Below are 14554 nucleotides of genomic sequence, written 5' to 3' on the forward strand. Positions count from 1 at the left end.
ATCATGCAGTGGGAAGTCGTTATTGGGTTAGAAACCCATACACAATTAAAAACCAATACCAAAATTTTTAGTGGCGCTTCTACCACTTACGGTGCTGCGCCCAATACACAAGCCTGTGAGGTGAGTATTGCCTTGCCTGGTGTGCTGCCCGTGCTCAACAAACAAGCCGTGGAGTGTGCCATCAAGTTCGGCTTGGCAATTGATGCTGAAATCGCGCAGCGCAGCGTATTCTCTCGCAAAAATTACTTTTATCCTGACCTGCCAAAAGGCTACCAGATCAGCCAGTTTGAATTGCCTGTAGTGGGCAAAGGCAAGATCACCATTCAGGTGCCCGCAGGCAAAAGCACCGAAGCTTACGAAAAGGTGATTCATATTACCCGCGCGCATCTGGAAGAAGATGCCGGTAAATCAGTCCATGATGCAGTAGATGGCATGTCTGGCATTGACTTGAACCGTGCGGGCACGCCCCTGCTGGAAATTGTGACTGAGCCCGATATGCGCAGTGCTGCTGAGGCAGTGGCTTATGCCAAAAAACTGCATGAACTGGTGCAATGGATTGGTATTTGTGACGGCAATATGCAGGAAGGTTCGTTCCGTTGCGACGTCAACGTGTCGGTACGTCCCAAAGGTACGGAAAAGCTGGGCACGCGCCGCGAGATCAAAAACCTCAACTCGTTTAAATTCATGCAGCAGGCGATTGAGTACGAAACCCAATGGCAGATTGAGACCCTGGAAGACGGCGGCACCATTCAGCAGGCCACGGTGCTGTTTAACCCGGACACCGGCGAAACCCGTGCCATGCGCAGCAAGGAAGAAGCCAACGATTACCGCTACTTCCCCGACCCGGACTTGCTGCCATTGGCCGTGACCGAGGAAGACAAATCCCGTGTCAGGGCCGAGATGCCGGAATTGCCACAAGCTTTGCAAGCACGTTTTGTGGGTGAGTACCAGCTATCTGCCTATGATGCCAGTACCTTGACCGCCTCCAAAGCGGTGGCCGATTATTTTGTAGAAACTGTGCAAGCTGGTGCAGATGCCAAACAATCCGCAAACTGGGTGATGGGCGCGGTGTCGGCCAAACTCAATGCTGAAGAAAAAACCATTGCTGACAGTCCTGTCACAGCCACGCAGCTGGCAGCGCTGCTCAAGCGTATTGGAGATAACACCATTTCAAACAACGCAGCCAAGCAGGTGTTTGAAGGCATGTGGGCAGGTGAGGGCACAGTCGATGCCATTATTGAAGCCAAAGGCCTCAAGCAAGTGTCAGATACTGGTGCCATTGAGGCCATCATTAAAGAGGTGTTGACTGCAAATCAGGCAATGGTCGACGAGTATAAATCGGGCAAAGAAAAAGCGTTCAATGCGCTGGTTGGCCAGTGTATGAAAGCCTCCAAAGGCAAGGCTAACCCGGCGCAGGTCAACGAATTACTAAAGAACATGTTGGGCTAGGCAAACACAGGGCCAGGCAACAAGCTGCAACAAAAAACAAACCCCGCTTTTGGCGGGGTTGTTTTTTTTGACATGTCAGCAATGATTATTTGCAGTGCTCTTTGTCGTGATGGTCTTTGTCGCAATGTTCGTTTGCAAAAGAAACGTTTGAGAATACGGCCATCATTACCAAAACTACTGCTGCGATTTTTTTCATTGTGATCTCCGAGAGTATTTATCAAGTTAAAGTCGGTTGATGCATGTGGAGTGCAGCATGCATCCCACATAGTTTATTTAACGGCAACCAGATACATATCTAAAACCCAAGCAGCAGGGTTAATCACAATTAATTCGTTGTTTTGATTTTTACTGCCCACAGAGGGCATGACACATCAATTGGTAGCAAATTGTCATAAAGCCGACGGTGGTAATCACAAAGCTGATCGCCGAGTAGACTTTCCATTTTGTTTTGCTCCAAAAGTCCGGGTCAAATGCGGCAATCACAAACACCGTTGGATTAGTAAACCCGCCAATGGCAACACATACGCACGCAAAATAATGCAGCTCAATGCCAGCGGCTTTGGCGGCGCCATAAAACCCCAAACCAAATAATGCCATCAAGGCATAATCAACATGGGCACGTATCATCGTTTTATAATCGACCAAAAATTCGCCATCAATGCCCTTGATGGGAAACCAGCGCGCAAAGGTCATCAGCCAGGCTGACAAAATCAAGGCTGTGGTACAGGCAACTGCTCCGATGAGTAAGACTTCCATTTTTTTCTCCTGAAATCCTGAATGAAATAAATCCCTTTTCTAAACTGCAAGGGTAATGTAATTGTAGACAGGTCTGTCTACCTGTCAATTATCGCGATATGCAATAGGCCTGCGCTTGCGTTGTCATGGCTTTTCGCGTACATTCCGGACGTTGCTAGGGGTCTGTAACCGCTTTATTTTATTGCGGGTTTACAGTGAGAAATACCCTTCGAACCTGATGCGGTTGATACCGCCGTAGGAAAGCATGTAATGCGGCACTCTGTACGTTTCTTTGAGCTTCGCAGCCCATGCCCCTATGACCACTTTTCATATTGGAGCACGCTGTGAACGCGACTGACAAAAATTTAGCCAAGTTCTTGAACGAAACCGCCTCTGTCGATGAAGGCGCCACCAAGCCTTTTGCCAAATCTCGTAAAATCTATGTAGAGGGAAGCCGCCCTGATATTCGCGTCCCCTTCCGCGAAATCAGCTTGAGCGATACGCCTTCTGCCTTTGGCGCAGACAAAAACCCGCCTGTGGTGGTCTACGATACCTCAGGCCCGTACACGGACCCTGAGGTGAGCATCGACATTCGCAATGGCTTGCCAGCCTTACGTGCGGGCTGGATTATGGAGCGCGGCGATGTTGAGCAGCTTGATGGCCCGACATCGGAGTTTGGGCATGCCCGTCTGGTTGATCCTGAGTTGGCTGAAATGCGCTTTAATCTCCACCGTAAACCCTTGCGTGCCAAAGATGGCCAAAACGTCAGCCAGATGCACTATGCACGCAAAGGCATCATCACGCCCGAGATGGAGTTTATCGCCATCCGCGAAAATCAGCGTCGCGAAAACATGAGCGAGTTGTTGCAAACGCAACATCCCGGCCAGCATCACGGTGCCAGTATTCCGCAATTCATCACGCCAGAATTTGTGCGTGACGAAGTGGCGCGAGGCCGTGCCATTATCCCCGCCAACATTAACCACCCTGAAATCGAGCCCATGATTATTGGCCGTAATTTCCTGGTCAAAATCAACGCCAACATCGGCAACTCCGCACTCGGTTCGTCTATCTCGGAAGAAGTGGAAAAAATGGTGTGGGGTACGCGTTGGGGCGGCGATACCGTGATGGATTTATCTACCGGTAAAAACATCCACGAAACCCGCGAGTGGATTATCCGCAACAGCCCAGTGCCGATTGGTACTGTGCCTATCTACCAAGCGTTGGAAAAGGTCAACGGCAAAGCCGAAGACCTGACTTGGGAAATTTTCCGCGACACCTTGATCGAGCAAGCCGAGCAAGGCGTGGATTACTTTACCATTCACGCGGGTGTGCGTCTCGCGTATATTCCGATGACCGCTAAACGCATGACCGGTATCGTGTCACGTGGTGGTTCCATCATGGCCAAATGGTGTCTGGCACATCATAAAGAGTCTTTCCTGTATGAGCACTTTGAAGACATCTGCCAGATCATGAAGCAGTATGACGTCAGCTTCTCACTGGGCGATGGTTTGCGCCCAGGTTCGATTTACGACGCCAACGACGAAGCCCAGTTTGCCGAGTTGAAAACACTGGGTGAGCTGACGCAAATCGCCTGGAAACACGACGTGCAATGCATGATCGAAGGCCCAGGCCATGTGCCCATGCACCTCATCAAAGAAAACATGGACCTGCAACTGGAGCACTGTGGCGAAGCCCCGTTCTACACACTGGGCCCATTGACCACCGACATCGCGCCAGGCTATGATCATATCACCTCTGGCATCGGTGCCGCGATGATCGGCTGGTACGGTTGCGCCATGCTCTGTTACGTGACGCCAAAAGAACACTTAGGCTTGCCGGACAAAGAAGACGTGCGCGTCGGTATCATCACCTACAAAATCGCCGCCCACGCTGCCGACTTGGCTAAAGGCCACCCAGGTGCGCAAATTCGCGACAACGCCTTGAGTAAAGCCCGTTTCGAGTTCCGTTGGGAAGACCAGTTTAACCTCGGCCTCGACCCAGAAAAAGCCAAGGAATTCCACGACGAAACCCTGCCACAGGAAGGTGCCAAACAGGCCCACTTCTGCTCCATGTGCGGCCCGCATTTCTGCTCGATGAAAATCAGCCAGGATGTGCGCGACTACGCCGCAGAACAAGGTGTTTCAGAACAGGAAGCTCTACACAAAGGCATGCAGGAAAAAGCCATCGAGTTTGTGAAAAAAGGCAGTGAAGTTTATCAGAAGGTCTAATTTTTTACATGAGAATATGACATCACCAGCCAGATCATACAACCAGTCGACAGAGAAAAAATCGTATGCAAATCAACCTCGAACATTTGCGCAGTGTAACCGCAGAAAAAACATGGCGGCGGGGCGAGTTATATTTTGAGCAAGGATTGGTGACACTGCTCGAACAAGATGCCGATAGCATTAAAGCCTCGGTGAAAGGCACGCAGCGCTATCAAGTCGTTTTATCTAATCATAGTGGCCAGTTTGCTTGCGTGTGTGATTGCCCGATGGCAGCCAGCGCCCAAAATCCTTGCAAGCATGTGGTGGCCGTTTCTTTGCGGGCGACTCAGATGATAAGCTCGCCATCTGCAAAAGCGCCAAACACAACCGTAAAAAGCCAATCATCCAATATGCAGGAGTTAGTTGCATTTATACAGGCACAACCCAAGGAGTGGCTCGCTCATACCTTAATCGCGCTAGCAGACAAGCAGCCCGAGGTGCAACAAATATTGGGTATGTTGCGGCAGTCAGCCAGTAAAGACAATCTGAAAGAACTACAAAAATCGCTCTCCAGTCTGATCGGTCGTCCCCGCTTTATGGACTACAAACAATCCAGAAGTTATGCAAACAAGCTCAACTCGGCGGCGGGTATTTTTGAACAAATGCTGTTACGCGGGCAAACCGCTGATTGCATGACTATACTGGAGTATGCGCTGGAACGTGTCATTAAAGTCTACGCACAGTCAGATGACTCTGGCGGGCAGATTCATGACGCCATCACTACAATGGGAGATCTTTATCGTGACGCCTGTGTAGCAGCTTCCGAGGTGCATAAGCCCACCGCGGCCCGCATATTCAAACTACTGTTGGTGGATGATTGGGGCTTTATCAACCGCGATGATCTGGAGGCTATGATGGGCACCGCTTCGGTACTGGCGCTGGAGGATAAAATTTGTGAGGCTTGGCTTAAACAGCCTCCCCGAGCAGCTTACACGTTTGATGCACATACAAGCAAAGTCGAGGCACTGGTCACCGCAATTGCGCAGAAAAACAAGGATGTTGACTTGTTGATTCGCATTTATAGCCGTGAGCCAGTTCATGAGCATGGCTATCTCAACCTGATTAAAACCTGTCAACAATTTCACCACATGCGTGAAGCCGTGCAATGGGCTGAGCGTGGGTTAAAGGCAAATCCAAAAAGTAACTCTATCCGCAGCCTGTTGGCTGAAATGTACCTGCAAGACGGTCTGGATGACGAAGCCTCAGAACTGCTCTGGCAAAATTTTTTGCAACGACCTGAGGCAAGCAGTTATCTGGCACTCAAACAACATAGCGGTAAGGCTTGGACGCACTGGCGGCAGCAGGTCATGGAAAAGCTCATCGCCAGTGAGCAAAAGTCCACCCATTTGCTTGCAACGCGAAACAATCACCAAACGCAGGCGAATGCCTCATTGCGGATCGCTTGTCTGTTGGCTGAGGGGAGTATTGAAGAAGCCCGCAATCTGCTGAAAACCCATGATTGCAGTCACCTGTGCAGGCGACAGCTTGCGCAGCAGATACACCAACAATACCCGGACGAAGCTGCGCACCATCTACAAACCATTATTTCAGAGATCACGCAAGTATCCTCCCCCAGAGCCTATGAACAAGCCTGCGAACTATTGAGGGAGATGCAAGTTTGGTTACCCAAGCATACATTTGACGCCTACTTGCAAGATTTAAAAGTGCAAAACAAGATAAGGCCAACTTTTATCAAGCTACTCAATACAATTTAAAACCTGAAGCAGCGTTTTTTGTCGGGTTGCCACCGCTGAGTTTTTTCACGTTTCAAGATGGCCATTTAAAACCTTAGCGCGTCAGGGGTCTCCAGCCCGCATAAATCAACTAAATGATGCTAATGTATCGTGAAATTCGCGTTCTTGGAGAAAACAATGCAGCCAACCGTCGAAAATGTACTTAAAGAATTACCCGCTTATTTAAGCCAGTTTACCCGCATCCTCACCGCGCCCAAACAGCTGCTCCATCAACACCTGCAAGCGGAAGACAGCGCTGTCCTGTTTGAAAAAGCGATAGCCTTTTTCATGCTTTCTTTCATCATTGCGCTGGTGCTGGCCGTGGTGTTCCCCGAAGTCACCAACCCGGTCAGTCTGTCCGCGGATGCGGCCAGCATGACCACCCACGCCATGGCGGCGATCCGGCTGTTATTCGAATTGCTTGGCTTGGGTGCGATTGCCTATCTCTCAGCCAGACTGGTCGGGGTGCACACCGGCTTTATGCGATTTTTTGGTTTGATGAGCGCAGCCGTCGGCGTGGTTCTCGTGCTGCAAGTATTTGCCAGTGCGCTCACCAACATCAGCATGGCCGATCCGGTCACCGCCAAATCCTGGATACAACTGGAAAAAATCAGCCAGACCATGAAGGCCAATGTAGCACAGCAGCTGTGTATGACCGACCCCGACACCGGTGAAATCAAACCGGACCCTGCAATGCAAACCACACAAACGCGCATCAAGGCGCAGTCACAAAGCCTTTACCTCAAAGCCAGCCAGCGGCCTTTATTTAAACTTGCAGCTGCTTTGCAATTTGTGGTGACTTTGGTCATTTTGATCTGGCTTGCCCGCGTGTGGTGGCTTTACCTGCAATATCACCGCTTAAGTCTGGCTAAAGGCTGGCTTGCCACTGTGTTGCTCTTGGTGTTTGGCGGGGCAGGGTGGATGTTGCTGGGGCTGGTGGATGCAGGCACCACTATGATGGGCCTTTATCGCAACTGCGCCTGATCAGGCTTAAAAGCCGGGTATTTGGCCGGGTTTTGCCGCTTTTATCGCGCAATTCTGTGCAGGCCGTCCGCGCTATAGTCCACAGTCTACATTGCGGCCAAAGGGCATCCACATGGCGAACAACCTGCAAAGCAGTCTGGTAAGGGATTTTCGGCAAACACTGTTATGGCCTGTACAATTAATGACAGACGACCTTGGTCCGTCTGCTGTGCATTGCCCGTGGGATGTCTTAAAAGCCACGCCCAATTCGCCATGGCGCGAAATTGAAGACGAATTCTTGCAGTCCGCGTCGCTGCTCAGCGAAACCCGCTATCAGGAGTTTGTGACCTTTATGCCGTTTGCCCAGCGCTTTTTATATGGCGAAGGCAAGCATGGCCGCGAATCCGGCGGGTATGGTGAATCACCCATTCATATTTTTACCCGCAATGATATCCGCGAAGTACGCATCACATTGCAGGGTGAATCAGATCCGCTCATCTTGCGCGTTTCACATATCGAGTTATATTTCTTTTTTGATATTGATGTTGCCATGCTGGCACTCGAAGTCACTGCCAAAGATTTGCCGCTGCAACACGCCATGGAAGTGCTCTACCGGCTGGGCCGCACCTATCCCAATTATTGGGAGGAGAGCGGCGAAGGCGGTCACTGCGCGCAACGTATTGAATGGCTGGACCCACACGGGCAAGTCATCGCCGCTTCCGATTACGAAAACAAAGCGCGCTACCTCGCCTTTGTCAAAGAAAACCATGTGCCTTGTGTTTCGTTGCACTGGGCAGCCCTGATGAGTCCGCTGGTACAGCATTACTCAGAGCAAGCAGGCGAAATCCGTTACCGCGAACTTGAGTATCAGCGCATGCCGCTGATGGCCTATTTGAGTTTTGACGATGTCAGCCAGCTCAGTCGCGGTGACCTGATCCGTCTAGGTCTGGTGTGCCAGCCCTGGCATTCAGAAACCCTGCCGTTTACCGAACAGTTTCTGCAAGACTTTGAAAAAAATAATTGTTATGACCGCTATTGGGATGACAGTCGTCAGGACGCATGGAGCACTACCCGTATCATGAGTACCGGGCAAAACTTTGTGGTGGTTGGCAATCATCAGCACCGCGTATTCACCAACGAGAAAACCGGCATCAAACGCCACTACCAAAACCAGTACTTTCTGCTGTTTTTAATTGCGCACTTTCAAAAAGCCGCCTTGCTCATGCTCTCTGACCGCATGGTACAAGCCATCAGCCGTCTGGATATGCAAAGCGAAGACTCCATCAAAACCTTCCGCAACCGCATCCGCAACGCCACCGCCGTATTTTTGCGCTTTACCCACCGCTACTGGTTTGAAAACGTCTCCGATCAAGCAGTGGCCAAAGACCTGTTTGCCCTCATGCTTAAACAACTCGACTCTGCCGACCTGTTTGAGAAAACCCGTCGCCGCATCATGGATATGGCCGAATACCTCGAAGGCGAAGAAATCAAACGACAGGCGGATACCGTCGTCCGCCTCACCGTAGTTACCATTCTGGGCCTGATCGGCACCATGACCAGCGGCCTGCTCGGCATGAACCTCATCGACCTCACCCAAGTCAGCTTGTTGGAAAAACTTGGCTACTTCAGCATCGTTTTTATCCCGGTCAGCCTGCTCACCTTTTATACCGTAATTAAATCGAGAAGGCTCTCACTCTTCCTAGACGCATTGTCTAACGAGGGGGCCGGGTTGGGGTATAAGCTGGTGAAGCTAAAGAATGTATGGTTTGGCAGGCTGGATGAACGTTGAAGGGCCAGCTTGTGATTACATAAATAAAATGGTTAATTAAATGCTTCGATATTCCAGCTGGAGATTGAAAGTATTGATAACCATAAATCATGGGCATTTCCCCAGACATTGCCAGCAATAATTTCTTCATTTGTCGCCGGGCGTACTGAGTGAAAGCTATGCCATATATGATCGTCAGCGTTAGCGCCATTCGAGTATTGCCATAAATCTTCATCCAGAGAGGGAATGCCAATTTGTTCCGCAATAAAAAACTCTCCCGAATCAAAGTGTTTCAGCATTTTATTAATTTGCTCATCTTCCAGCTGGCCTGATAAAAGCAGTTTCCCCCATGCCTTGTAGTTGGCTGCGTCTCTATATAAATATTCAAACACAGAGTAAGTGTTTGGTTGCATTTTTAAATCCTTTCTATTTTAAGAAGACTTCATTTCGATGGCGTTGCAGAAACTCGGAAGAGGGGATGAATCGCTCAGGTAATTCAATCGTTTTACCCTCAATGGGTAAAATAACATCGCGAATAAATGGGTCATTACGCGCTTTTAGAATATCAGATACAACAACTTTAAAACTTTCTGAGAGCGTGATGAAGCCTTTATCAAAAGCTCTGTCGTGAATTGCCGATAGGCATAACCCATTGCTAGGATTTAAACGATTTGTTTTGTCCTTGCTCCAAGGCACAATATGGCTCGCGATTAATAGCTTGGGCTCTGACAAGCCAGACATGCAACAGCGTGAACGATAACTACTCATCACAGCGCGGCGGAAAAAATGCTGCTTAATGCGTTGCTCAGTTAAAACTCGCCTTGTTTCGCCAGTAAAATCTTCTGGCATCAATGCGTTGTTTTCTGGCTCGATAGTTTCAGGTGAAGCTTGTTCTAACTGTTGCCGAAGTAATTGACACTCAACTGCTAATCTTTCCCAGTCCGCATGAAATTCATTCCAAACTTCTTCATCCAGTTTTGACGAGCCATCCAGCCCTTTGCGACCTGTAGACGTGATCGCAGGATCAATACTGGCAATATTGAGCATTTTCATTGCAAGTGCATCGGGCGTTCGCCCAATCACTTTTGCTAAGTGAATGATTTCAGGGTTTCGACTATGAATGCGGCCATATGGCAATTGACAGTAAAGATGGAAAGCCAATTTGACTTGCTCTTTGGTCCAACGCGTATTGTTTGCCATCACTATATCCTGTCAGTATATAAAACGACTTGAGTAGCACGAATGTTCAGAACGCCTTGACCAAGCATCAATGAATAAGTGTGCGACCCTATGCCGCGCTTTGCTCGCAAAGACAGGCCTTCACCCTCACCACACCCTCTCCCTTAGCAGAGAGAGGGTGTATCTTTTCTGCATGCATCTGCGTTTATATGTAGCGAGGTAATTTCTTAAAAAGCTTCCTGAATTTAAGTGCTAATTAAGTAAAACTATAATCATTCGACGGCCATCAGTGTTTGTTAAATACTCAAGATAGCATCAAACATGCTTATTGTAATCTCCGAATGTATAGATCACTAAGTTGTAGGGTTTGAGAATAGGGACTGCGTATTAAAGCTGGAGTCTCTCTGCTAAAAATAGTCTGTACGGATACGCTAACGATTAAGCCCGTAACTGAGCCACCAAGCAAAAAATCTTTTATTTAATTCCCAGCTTGTATGCCATTAGGTATATACCGAACTACCTATATCGAGAGATTCTTTCTTGCCTCGATGGGTCCACAATGGAAACCATCGTGATTGAGCAAACATGTAAACGAGAAGACATGCATCACATTTCACTCATTAAAGGAGAGACAACATGAGATACATCATTTCTACAGCAGTTTTGGTTTCGGGTTTGGTAGCGGCTATGCCAGTGCTGGCTTTTGATCAAGAAGTGAGTGTTGAGCACAAAGCGCATGCGCAACAGTTTTTGAGCAAACGCCCTTATGCAAACCCTGTGGTGTTGGCCAAGGCGGGTGCCGAGCAGGGGTGGGTAGGTGCTTCGCTGGTGGTTGGGCAGGATCAGGCATTGAAGCAGCAGCACATCATGAAAATGCACATGATTGGAAAACGTGCTTATTAGTCAGGTTGCTGTCAGCCTGTTATGCAATGATATAAGTGCCGTGTTGCGATGGCGCGCAGGGTGCGATTGAAAAATTGAGAGATTAAGGAGCATTAAAATGAGCAAAATCTTATTGGCAGTATTGATGGTGTTCGGCGTGATGGCAAATGTTCAAGCTGGAAATCTGGCCGCGAATGACGAAGGAGTTCGCAATTTGCATCACAAAAATTTTGCGGGTCAGCGTCCTTATGTAAACCCGGTGGTGTTTGCCAAAGCGGATGCCGATCAGCCTTGGGTAGGTGCTTCGCTGGTGGTAGGGCAAGATCGTGCATTGAAGCAGCAGCAAGTAATGAAAATGCACATGATAGGTAAGCGTGCATTCTAATCAGTGTGCTATCAGGTGAGGGGCTTACGTGCTGACACCTGAAAAGAACCCGCGATACATGTATGAAGGAGCGAAAAATGTATAAATTATTACTAGCAGGATTGATGGCATTCGGTTTGGTCGCCAACGTGCAAGCAGGTGATTTATCAGAAAATGATACTGGCGTACGCAACCTGCATCAAAAAAACTTTACTGGTCAGCGCCCATACAGTAAAGCCCCGCAAATCAAGCAGCAAAGCCCTGCGGAGCAATGGGAAGGCGCAGGGATTGTGACCGACAAGCCAGAAAAAGGCTTTGATAAACATCAGCAGATGCGGCTGAATTTTATGGGCAAGCGCCCCTATGTAGGCCCGCCATCAGATTAAGCTGTTGACTGTGATGTCGTTAAATACACCCTGCAGATTGCAGGGTTTTTTTTGGACTTATTCCTTTAAGATCACCGGGCTGATTTCAAAACTGCCGCCGGCGTGGCTGACTAATATCTGCGCATCCTGAATGGTAAAGCTGATGGAAAGGCTGCGTGCCGCGGCGGCGCTCAGTTGCTCAGTTTCTGGCAGGTTAATCACTGTCACATTGTTGAGTTTGAGCATGGCTTTGCTGTTTTGCGCCCACCACATATCTGCTGTGCGGCCACCGTAGAGTACTTGCACCACATGATTTGCGCGGCCACAGGCTTTGCGTATCTCGCGTTCATCTGGCAATCCCACGCATATCCAGCGTTCAATCGCGCCGGTCAGGTCTTTTTGCCACAGATCTGGTTCATCGTCATCACTGAGCCCGTTGCCAAATTGCAGGGCTTCATTCGCGTTTAACACAAATGCCAGCAGGCGTACCATCAGCCGTTCATCGGTTTCAGAAGGGTGTTTGGCCAGTGTCAGGTTGTGCTGCTGGTAATAGTGCCGGTCCATATCCGCGATGTTGACGTCGATTTTATAAATAGTGGATTTGAGTGCCATGGCGGTAGCCTGCAATAAAAAGTGTTGCGAGTATAGCAAAGCAGCGCGGGTGATTTGCAGTTTTGTAGCCGGCGCGATACAACAAAATACTTGCCAAATCGTGTATGCCACGCTTAAAATAAAAATGAAACGTTTTATTTTTATTTTAAGCGCACATGATATCAGCCCATAATCCAGCAGCAAACAGCGCCAAAACTCGGGTGGGACGCCCCAGAGCCGGTACAGAAAACGAGCGGCATAGCCAGTTACTGGCACAGGCGCTCGAGCTGTTCATGACCGAGGGTGTCACGCAAACCAGCGTAGCCCGTATTGCCGCGCATTGCGGTGTCTCCACACGCACCATCTACGAACGCTATGACAATAAATATGAATTGCTGATCGCCGCAGTCGCACAGATGGTGGAGCAGGATGTGTCTGCTATGGTGCAGGTGGATGACCTGCACAAACACAGCCTGAATGAAGTTCTGACCCGTATTGGTCGTTTCATCCTCAACCGTGTGCTGGAGCCTCGCATGGTTTCTTTTTATCGTATCGGCGTTTCCGAGTTTTACCATGTGCCAGAATTGGCGCTGGCCATGAAGCAGGCCGGGCCTGAGCGCTTATTTCAGATGTTGGCTGAAGTATTGGCTTTTTATGCGGCGCAGGGCAGTTTGCCAAGCGTGAATTTTAAACAGGCAGCAGAGTCTTATTGCGAATTGGTCATTGCCGGGCCGCGCAACAAAGCCCTGTTCGGCGCATTGCCAGCGGATTGGGATGCCGAGGCACATATCAATTTTGTAGTGACATTGTTTCTTAAGGGAATCACAGGGATGGAGCACAATCATGGGTAAGCGCTATCGATGGTATTGGCTTTGTCTGGTGATTCCGTTGGCAGGTTGCTCAATATTGGAAGAGTATATTCGCCCCAAACCAGTAATCCCCGCACAGTGGCAAGCCTCGTTACCGTTACCGCATACAGGTAAAGTGGCTTCACTTAAAGATTGGTGGGCGCAATTTCATGATCCGGTACTGGATCAGTTGCTGTTGCAGGCGCAACAAGAAAGTCCGTCCCTTGAGCTCGCGCTCTCAAATATTCGCGCTGCGCGGGCCAATCTTGGTTCGGCTTATGCACAAGGCTTTCCTACACTGAGTACCACCGGCTCGTTTACTGAAAGCAAGGGCGCCAATGCAGCGCTGGGTGCCAGTACAGTGAAAATCACCTCTGGCACACTGGATGCCAGCTGGGAGCTGGATTTGTTTGGCAAGGTCAGGGCAGGCAAGCAGGCGGCAAAGGCGCAACTGGAGTCGCGGGAAATGGCTTGGCATGATGCGCGTATTTCGCTGGCTGCTGAAGTGGCCAACAATTATGTGAACTACCGTGCTTGTCAGGACACCGTCAGCGCCTTGCAGCAAGCATGGGGTTCGCGTCGCGAAACAGCACGTTTGACAGGCATTTCTAGTGGCGCCGGGTTTACTGCCCCGGCAGAACTGGCGCTCGCAGAGGCAGCGACGCGTGCCAGTGAATCGACACTGGATGGTCAGCAGGCGGAATGCGATGGCCTGGTCAAGGCGCTGGTCGCCCTGACCAACCTCGCTGAACCGGAGTTGCGCAGCGTACTGGCACGCGGCAAAGGCATGCCACAACCGGCCATGTTCGATGTGCAGCGCTTGCCTGCCGAACTGCTGACGCGCCGACCAGACCTGGTCAAGGATGAGCGCAACCTGGCCGAAGCCAGTGCCAATATCGGTGTCAGTAAAGCCGCTTTATACCCTAGCCTCAGCCTGACAGGCTCGATTGGTTACCGGCAAACCACAATCAACGGCATGGTGATTCGCGGCCAAACCTGGTCGTATGGCCCCAGCCTGAAACTGCCTCTGTTTGATGGTGGCGCCAGCCGGGCGGCCGTGGAAGCTGACAGGGCCACATTTGATAACTTGCTGGCTACCTACAAGCAGGATGTACGTAATGCCGTAAAAGAGGTTGAACAGGCGCTGGTGAATCTGAACAGTGCCACCCGCCGTGAACAGTCAGAAGGCGCAAGTGCAGCGCAGTATGGCCAGTACTTCAAGGCTGCAGAACTCAATTGGAAGTCAGGCGGGCTAGACCTGCTTTCATTAGAAGATGCGCGCAGGCAGAAAATCAATGCCGAGTTGAATGTGATCACGCAGAAAAAAACCAGGGTGTTGCAATGGATCGCACTTTACAAGGCATTTGGTGGTGACTGGCAAGAACAAGCAGGACAAAAAAGGGATTAATC

At 49.8% G+C, this 14554-nt stretch carries 14 protein-coding genes and 1 riboswitch; of the genes, 10 read left to right on the plus strand and 4 right to left on the minus strand.

What is annotated here, in order from left to right; genetic code table 11:
* The first annotated feature begins 3 nt into the window (after nucleotides 1-3).
* Complete coding sequence (gene gatB, locus Q9291_RS00630) at nucleotides 4-1449, plus strand: Asp-tRNA(Asn)/Glu-tRNA(Gln) amidotransferase subunit GatB (protein WP_306388046.1); 1446 nt, start codon at nucleotides 4-6, stop codon at nucleotides 1447-1449.
* A gap of 345 nt (nucleotides 1450-1794) precedes the next feature.
* Here gatB and Q9291_RS00635 read toward each other — a convergent pair whose 3' ends face one another.
* The gene (locus Q9291_RS00635; RefSeq protein WP_306388047.1) at nucleotides 1795-2205 is read right to left on the minus strand and encodes a hypothetical protein; all 411 of its coding nucleotides are present in this window, start codon (nucleotides 2203-2205) and stop codon (nucleotides 1795-1797) included.
* Nucleotides 2206-2351: 146 nt separating this feature from the next.
* Nucleotides 2352-2463: riboswitch (TPP riboswitch) on the plus strand.
* Nucleotides 2464-2528: 65 nt separating this feature from the next.
* Between Q9291_RS00635 and thiC the strand changes: the two genes are divergently transcribed.
* From thiC to Q9291_RS00655, 4 genes are all read left to right on the plus strand, one after another.
* The gene (gene thiC / locus Q9291_RS00640; RefSeq protein ID WP_306388048.1) at nucleotides 2529-4412 is read left to right on the plus strand and encodes a phosphomethylpyrimidine synthase ThiC; all 1884 of its coding nucleotides are present in this window, start codon (nucleotides 2529-2531) and stop codon (nucleotides 4410-4412) included.
* Nucleotides 4413-4477: 65 nt separating this feature from the next.
* Nucleotides 4478-6166 (plus strand): SWIM zinc finger family protein, encoded by a 1689-nt coding sequence (locus tag Q9291_RS00645; RefSeq protein ID WP_306388049.1) that lies wholly within the window; start codon nucleotides 4478-4480, stop codon nucleotides 6164-6166.
* Between the two features lie 156 nt (nucleotides 6167-6322).
* Nucleotides 6323-7168, plus strand: a complete 846-nt coding sequence (locus Q9291_RS00650) for a hypothetical protein (RefSeq protein ID WP_306388050.1) — start codon at nucleotides 6323-6325, stop codon at nucleotides 7166-7168.
* 112 nt (nucleotides 7169-7280) lie between these two features.
* Complete coding sequence (locus tag Q9291_RS00655; RefSeq protein ID WP_306388051.1) at nucleotides 7281-8936, plus strand: hypothetical protein; 1656 nt, start codon at nucleotides 7281-7283, stop codon at nucleotides 8934-8936.
* Between the two features lie 32 nt (nucleotides 8937-8968).
* Here the strand turns inward: Q9291_RS00655 and Q9291_RS00660 are convergent, their stop codons facing one another.
* Nucleotides 8969-9328: a hypothetical protein gene (locus Q9291_RS00660; protein ID WP_306388052.1), complete on the minus strand. Its 360-nt coding sequence runs from the start codon at nucleotides 9326-9328 to the stop codon at nucleotides 8969-8971.
* A 13-nt stretch (nucleotides 9329-9341) separates the two neighbouring features.
* Nucleotides 9342-10115, minus strand: a complete 774-nt coding sequence (locus Q9291_RS00665; protein WP_306388053.1) for an HNH endonuclease — start codon at nucleotides 10113-10115, stop codon at nucleotides 9342-9344.
* A 615-nt stretch (nucleotides 10116-10730) separates the two neighbouring features.
* Between Q9291_RS00665 and Q9291_RS00670 the strand changes: the two genes are divergently transcribed.
* From Q9291_RS00670 to Q9291_RS00680, 3 genes are all read left to right on the plus strand, one after another.
* Nucleotides 10731-10997, plus strand: coding sequence for a hypothetical protein (locus tag Q9291_RS00670; RefSeq protein WP_306388054.1), 267 nt, complete (start codon nucleotides 10731-10733; stop codon nucleotides 10995-10997).
* A 97-nt stretch (nucleotides 10998-11094) separates the two neighbouring features.
* Nucleotides 11095-11361: a hypothetical protein gene (locus Q9291_RS00675; protein ID WP_306388055.1), complete on the plus strand. Its 267-nt coding sequence runs from the start codon at nucleotides 11095-11097 to the stop codon at nucleotides 11359-11361.
* A 77-nt stretch (nucleotides 11362-11438) separates the two neighbouring features.
* Nucleotides 11439-11726: a hypothetical protein gene (locus Q9291_RS00680; protein WP_306388056.1), complete on the plus strand. Its 288-nt coding sequence runs from the start codon at nucleotides 11439-11441 to the stop codon at nucleotides 11724-11726.
* A 57-nt stretch (nucleotides 11727-11783) separates the two neighbouring features.
* On the opposite strand, the gene Q9291_RS00685 is transcribed toward Q9291_RS00680, so the two are convergent.
* Nucleotides 11784-12317 (minus strand): YaeQ family protein, encoded by a 534-nt coding sequence (locus tag Q9291_RS00685; RefSeq protein WP_306388057.1) that lies wholly within the window; start codon nucleotides 12315-12317, stop codon nucleotides 11784-11786.
* A 155-nt stretch (nucleotides 12318-12472) separates the two neighbouring features.
* Between Q9291_RS00685 and Q9291_RS00690 the strand changes: the two genes are divergently transcribed.
* The gene (locus tag Q9291_RS00690; protein ID WP_306388058.1) at nucleotides 12473-13147 is read left to right on the plus strand and encodes a TetR/AcrR family transcriptional regulator; all 675 of its coding nucleotides are present in this window, start codon (nucleotides 12473-12475) and stop codon (nucleotides 13145-13147) included.
* Nucleotides 13140-14552, plus strand: a complete 1413-nt coding sequence (locus Q9291_RS00695; protein WP_306388059.1) for an efflux transporter outer membrane subunit — start codon at nucleotides 13140-13142, stop codon at nucleotides 14550-14552. Before Q9291_RS00690 ends, Q9291_RS00695 begins: the two co-directional genes overlap by 8 nt.
* Nucleotides 14553-14554: the final 2 nt, after the last annotated feature.

Source organism: Methylophilus aquaticus, assembly GCF_030769565.1.
GTDB lineage: Bacteria > Pseudomonadota > Gammaproteobacteria > Burkholderiales > Methylophilaceae > Methylophilus > Methylophilus aquaticus.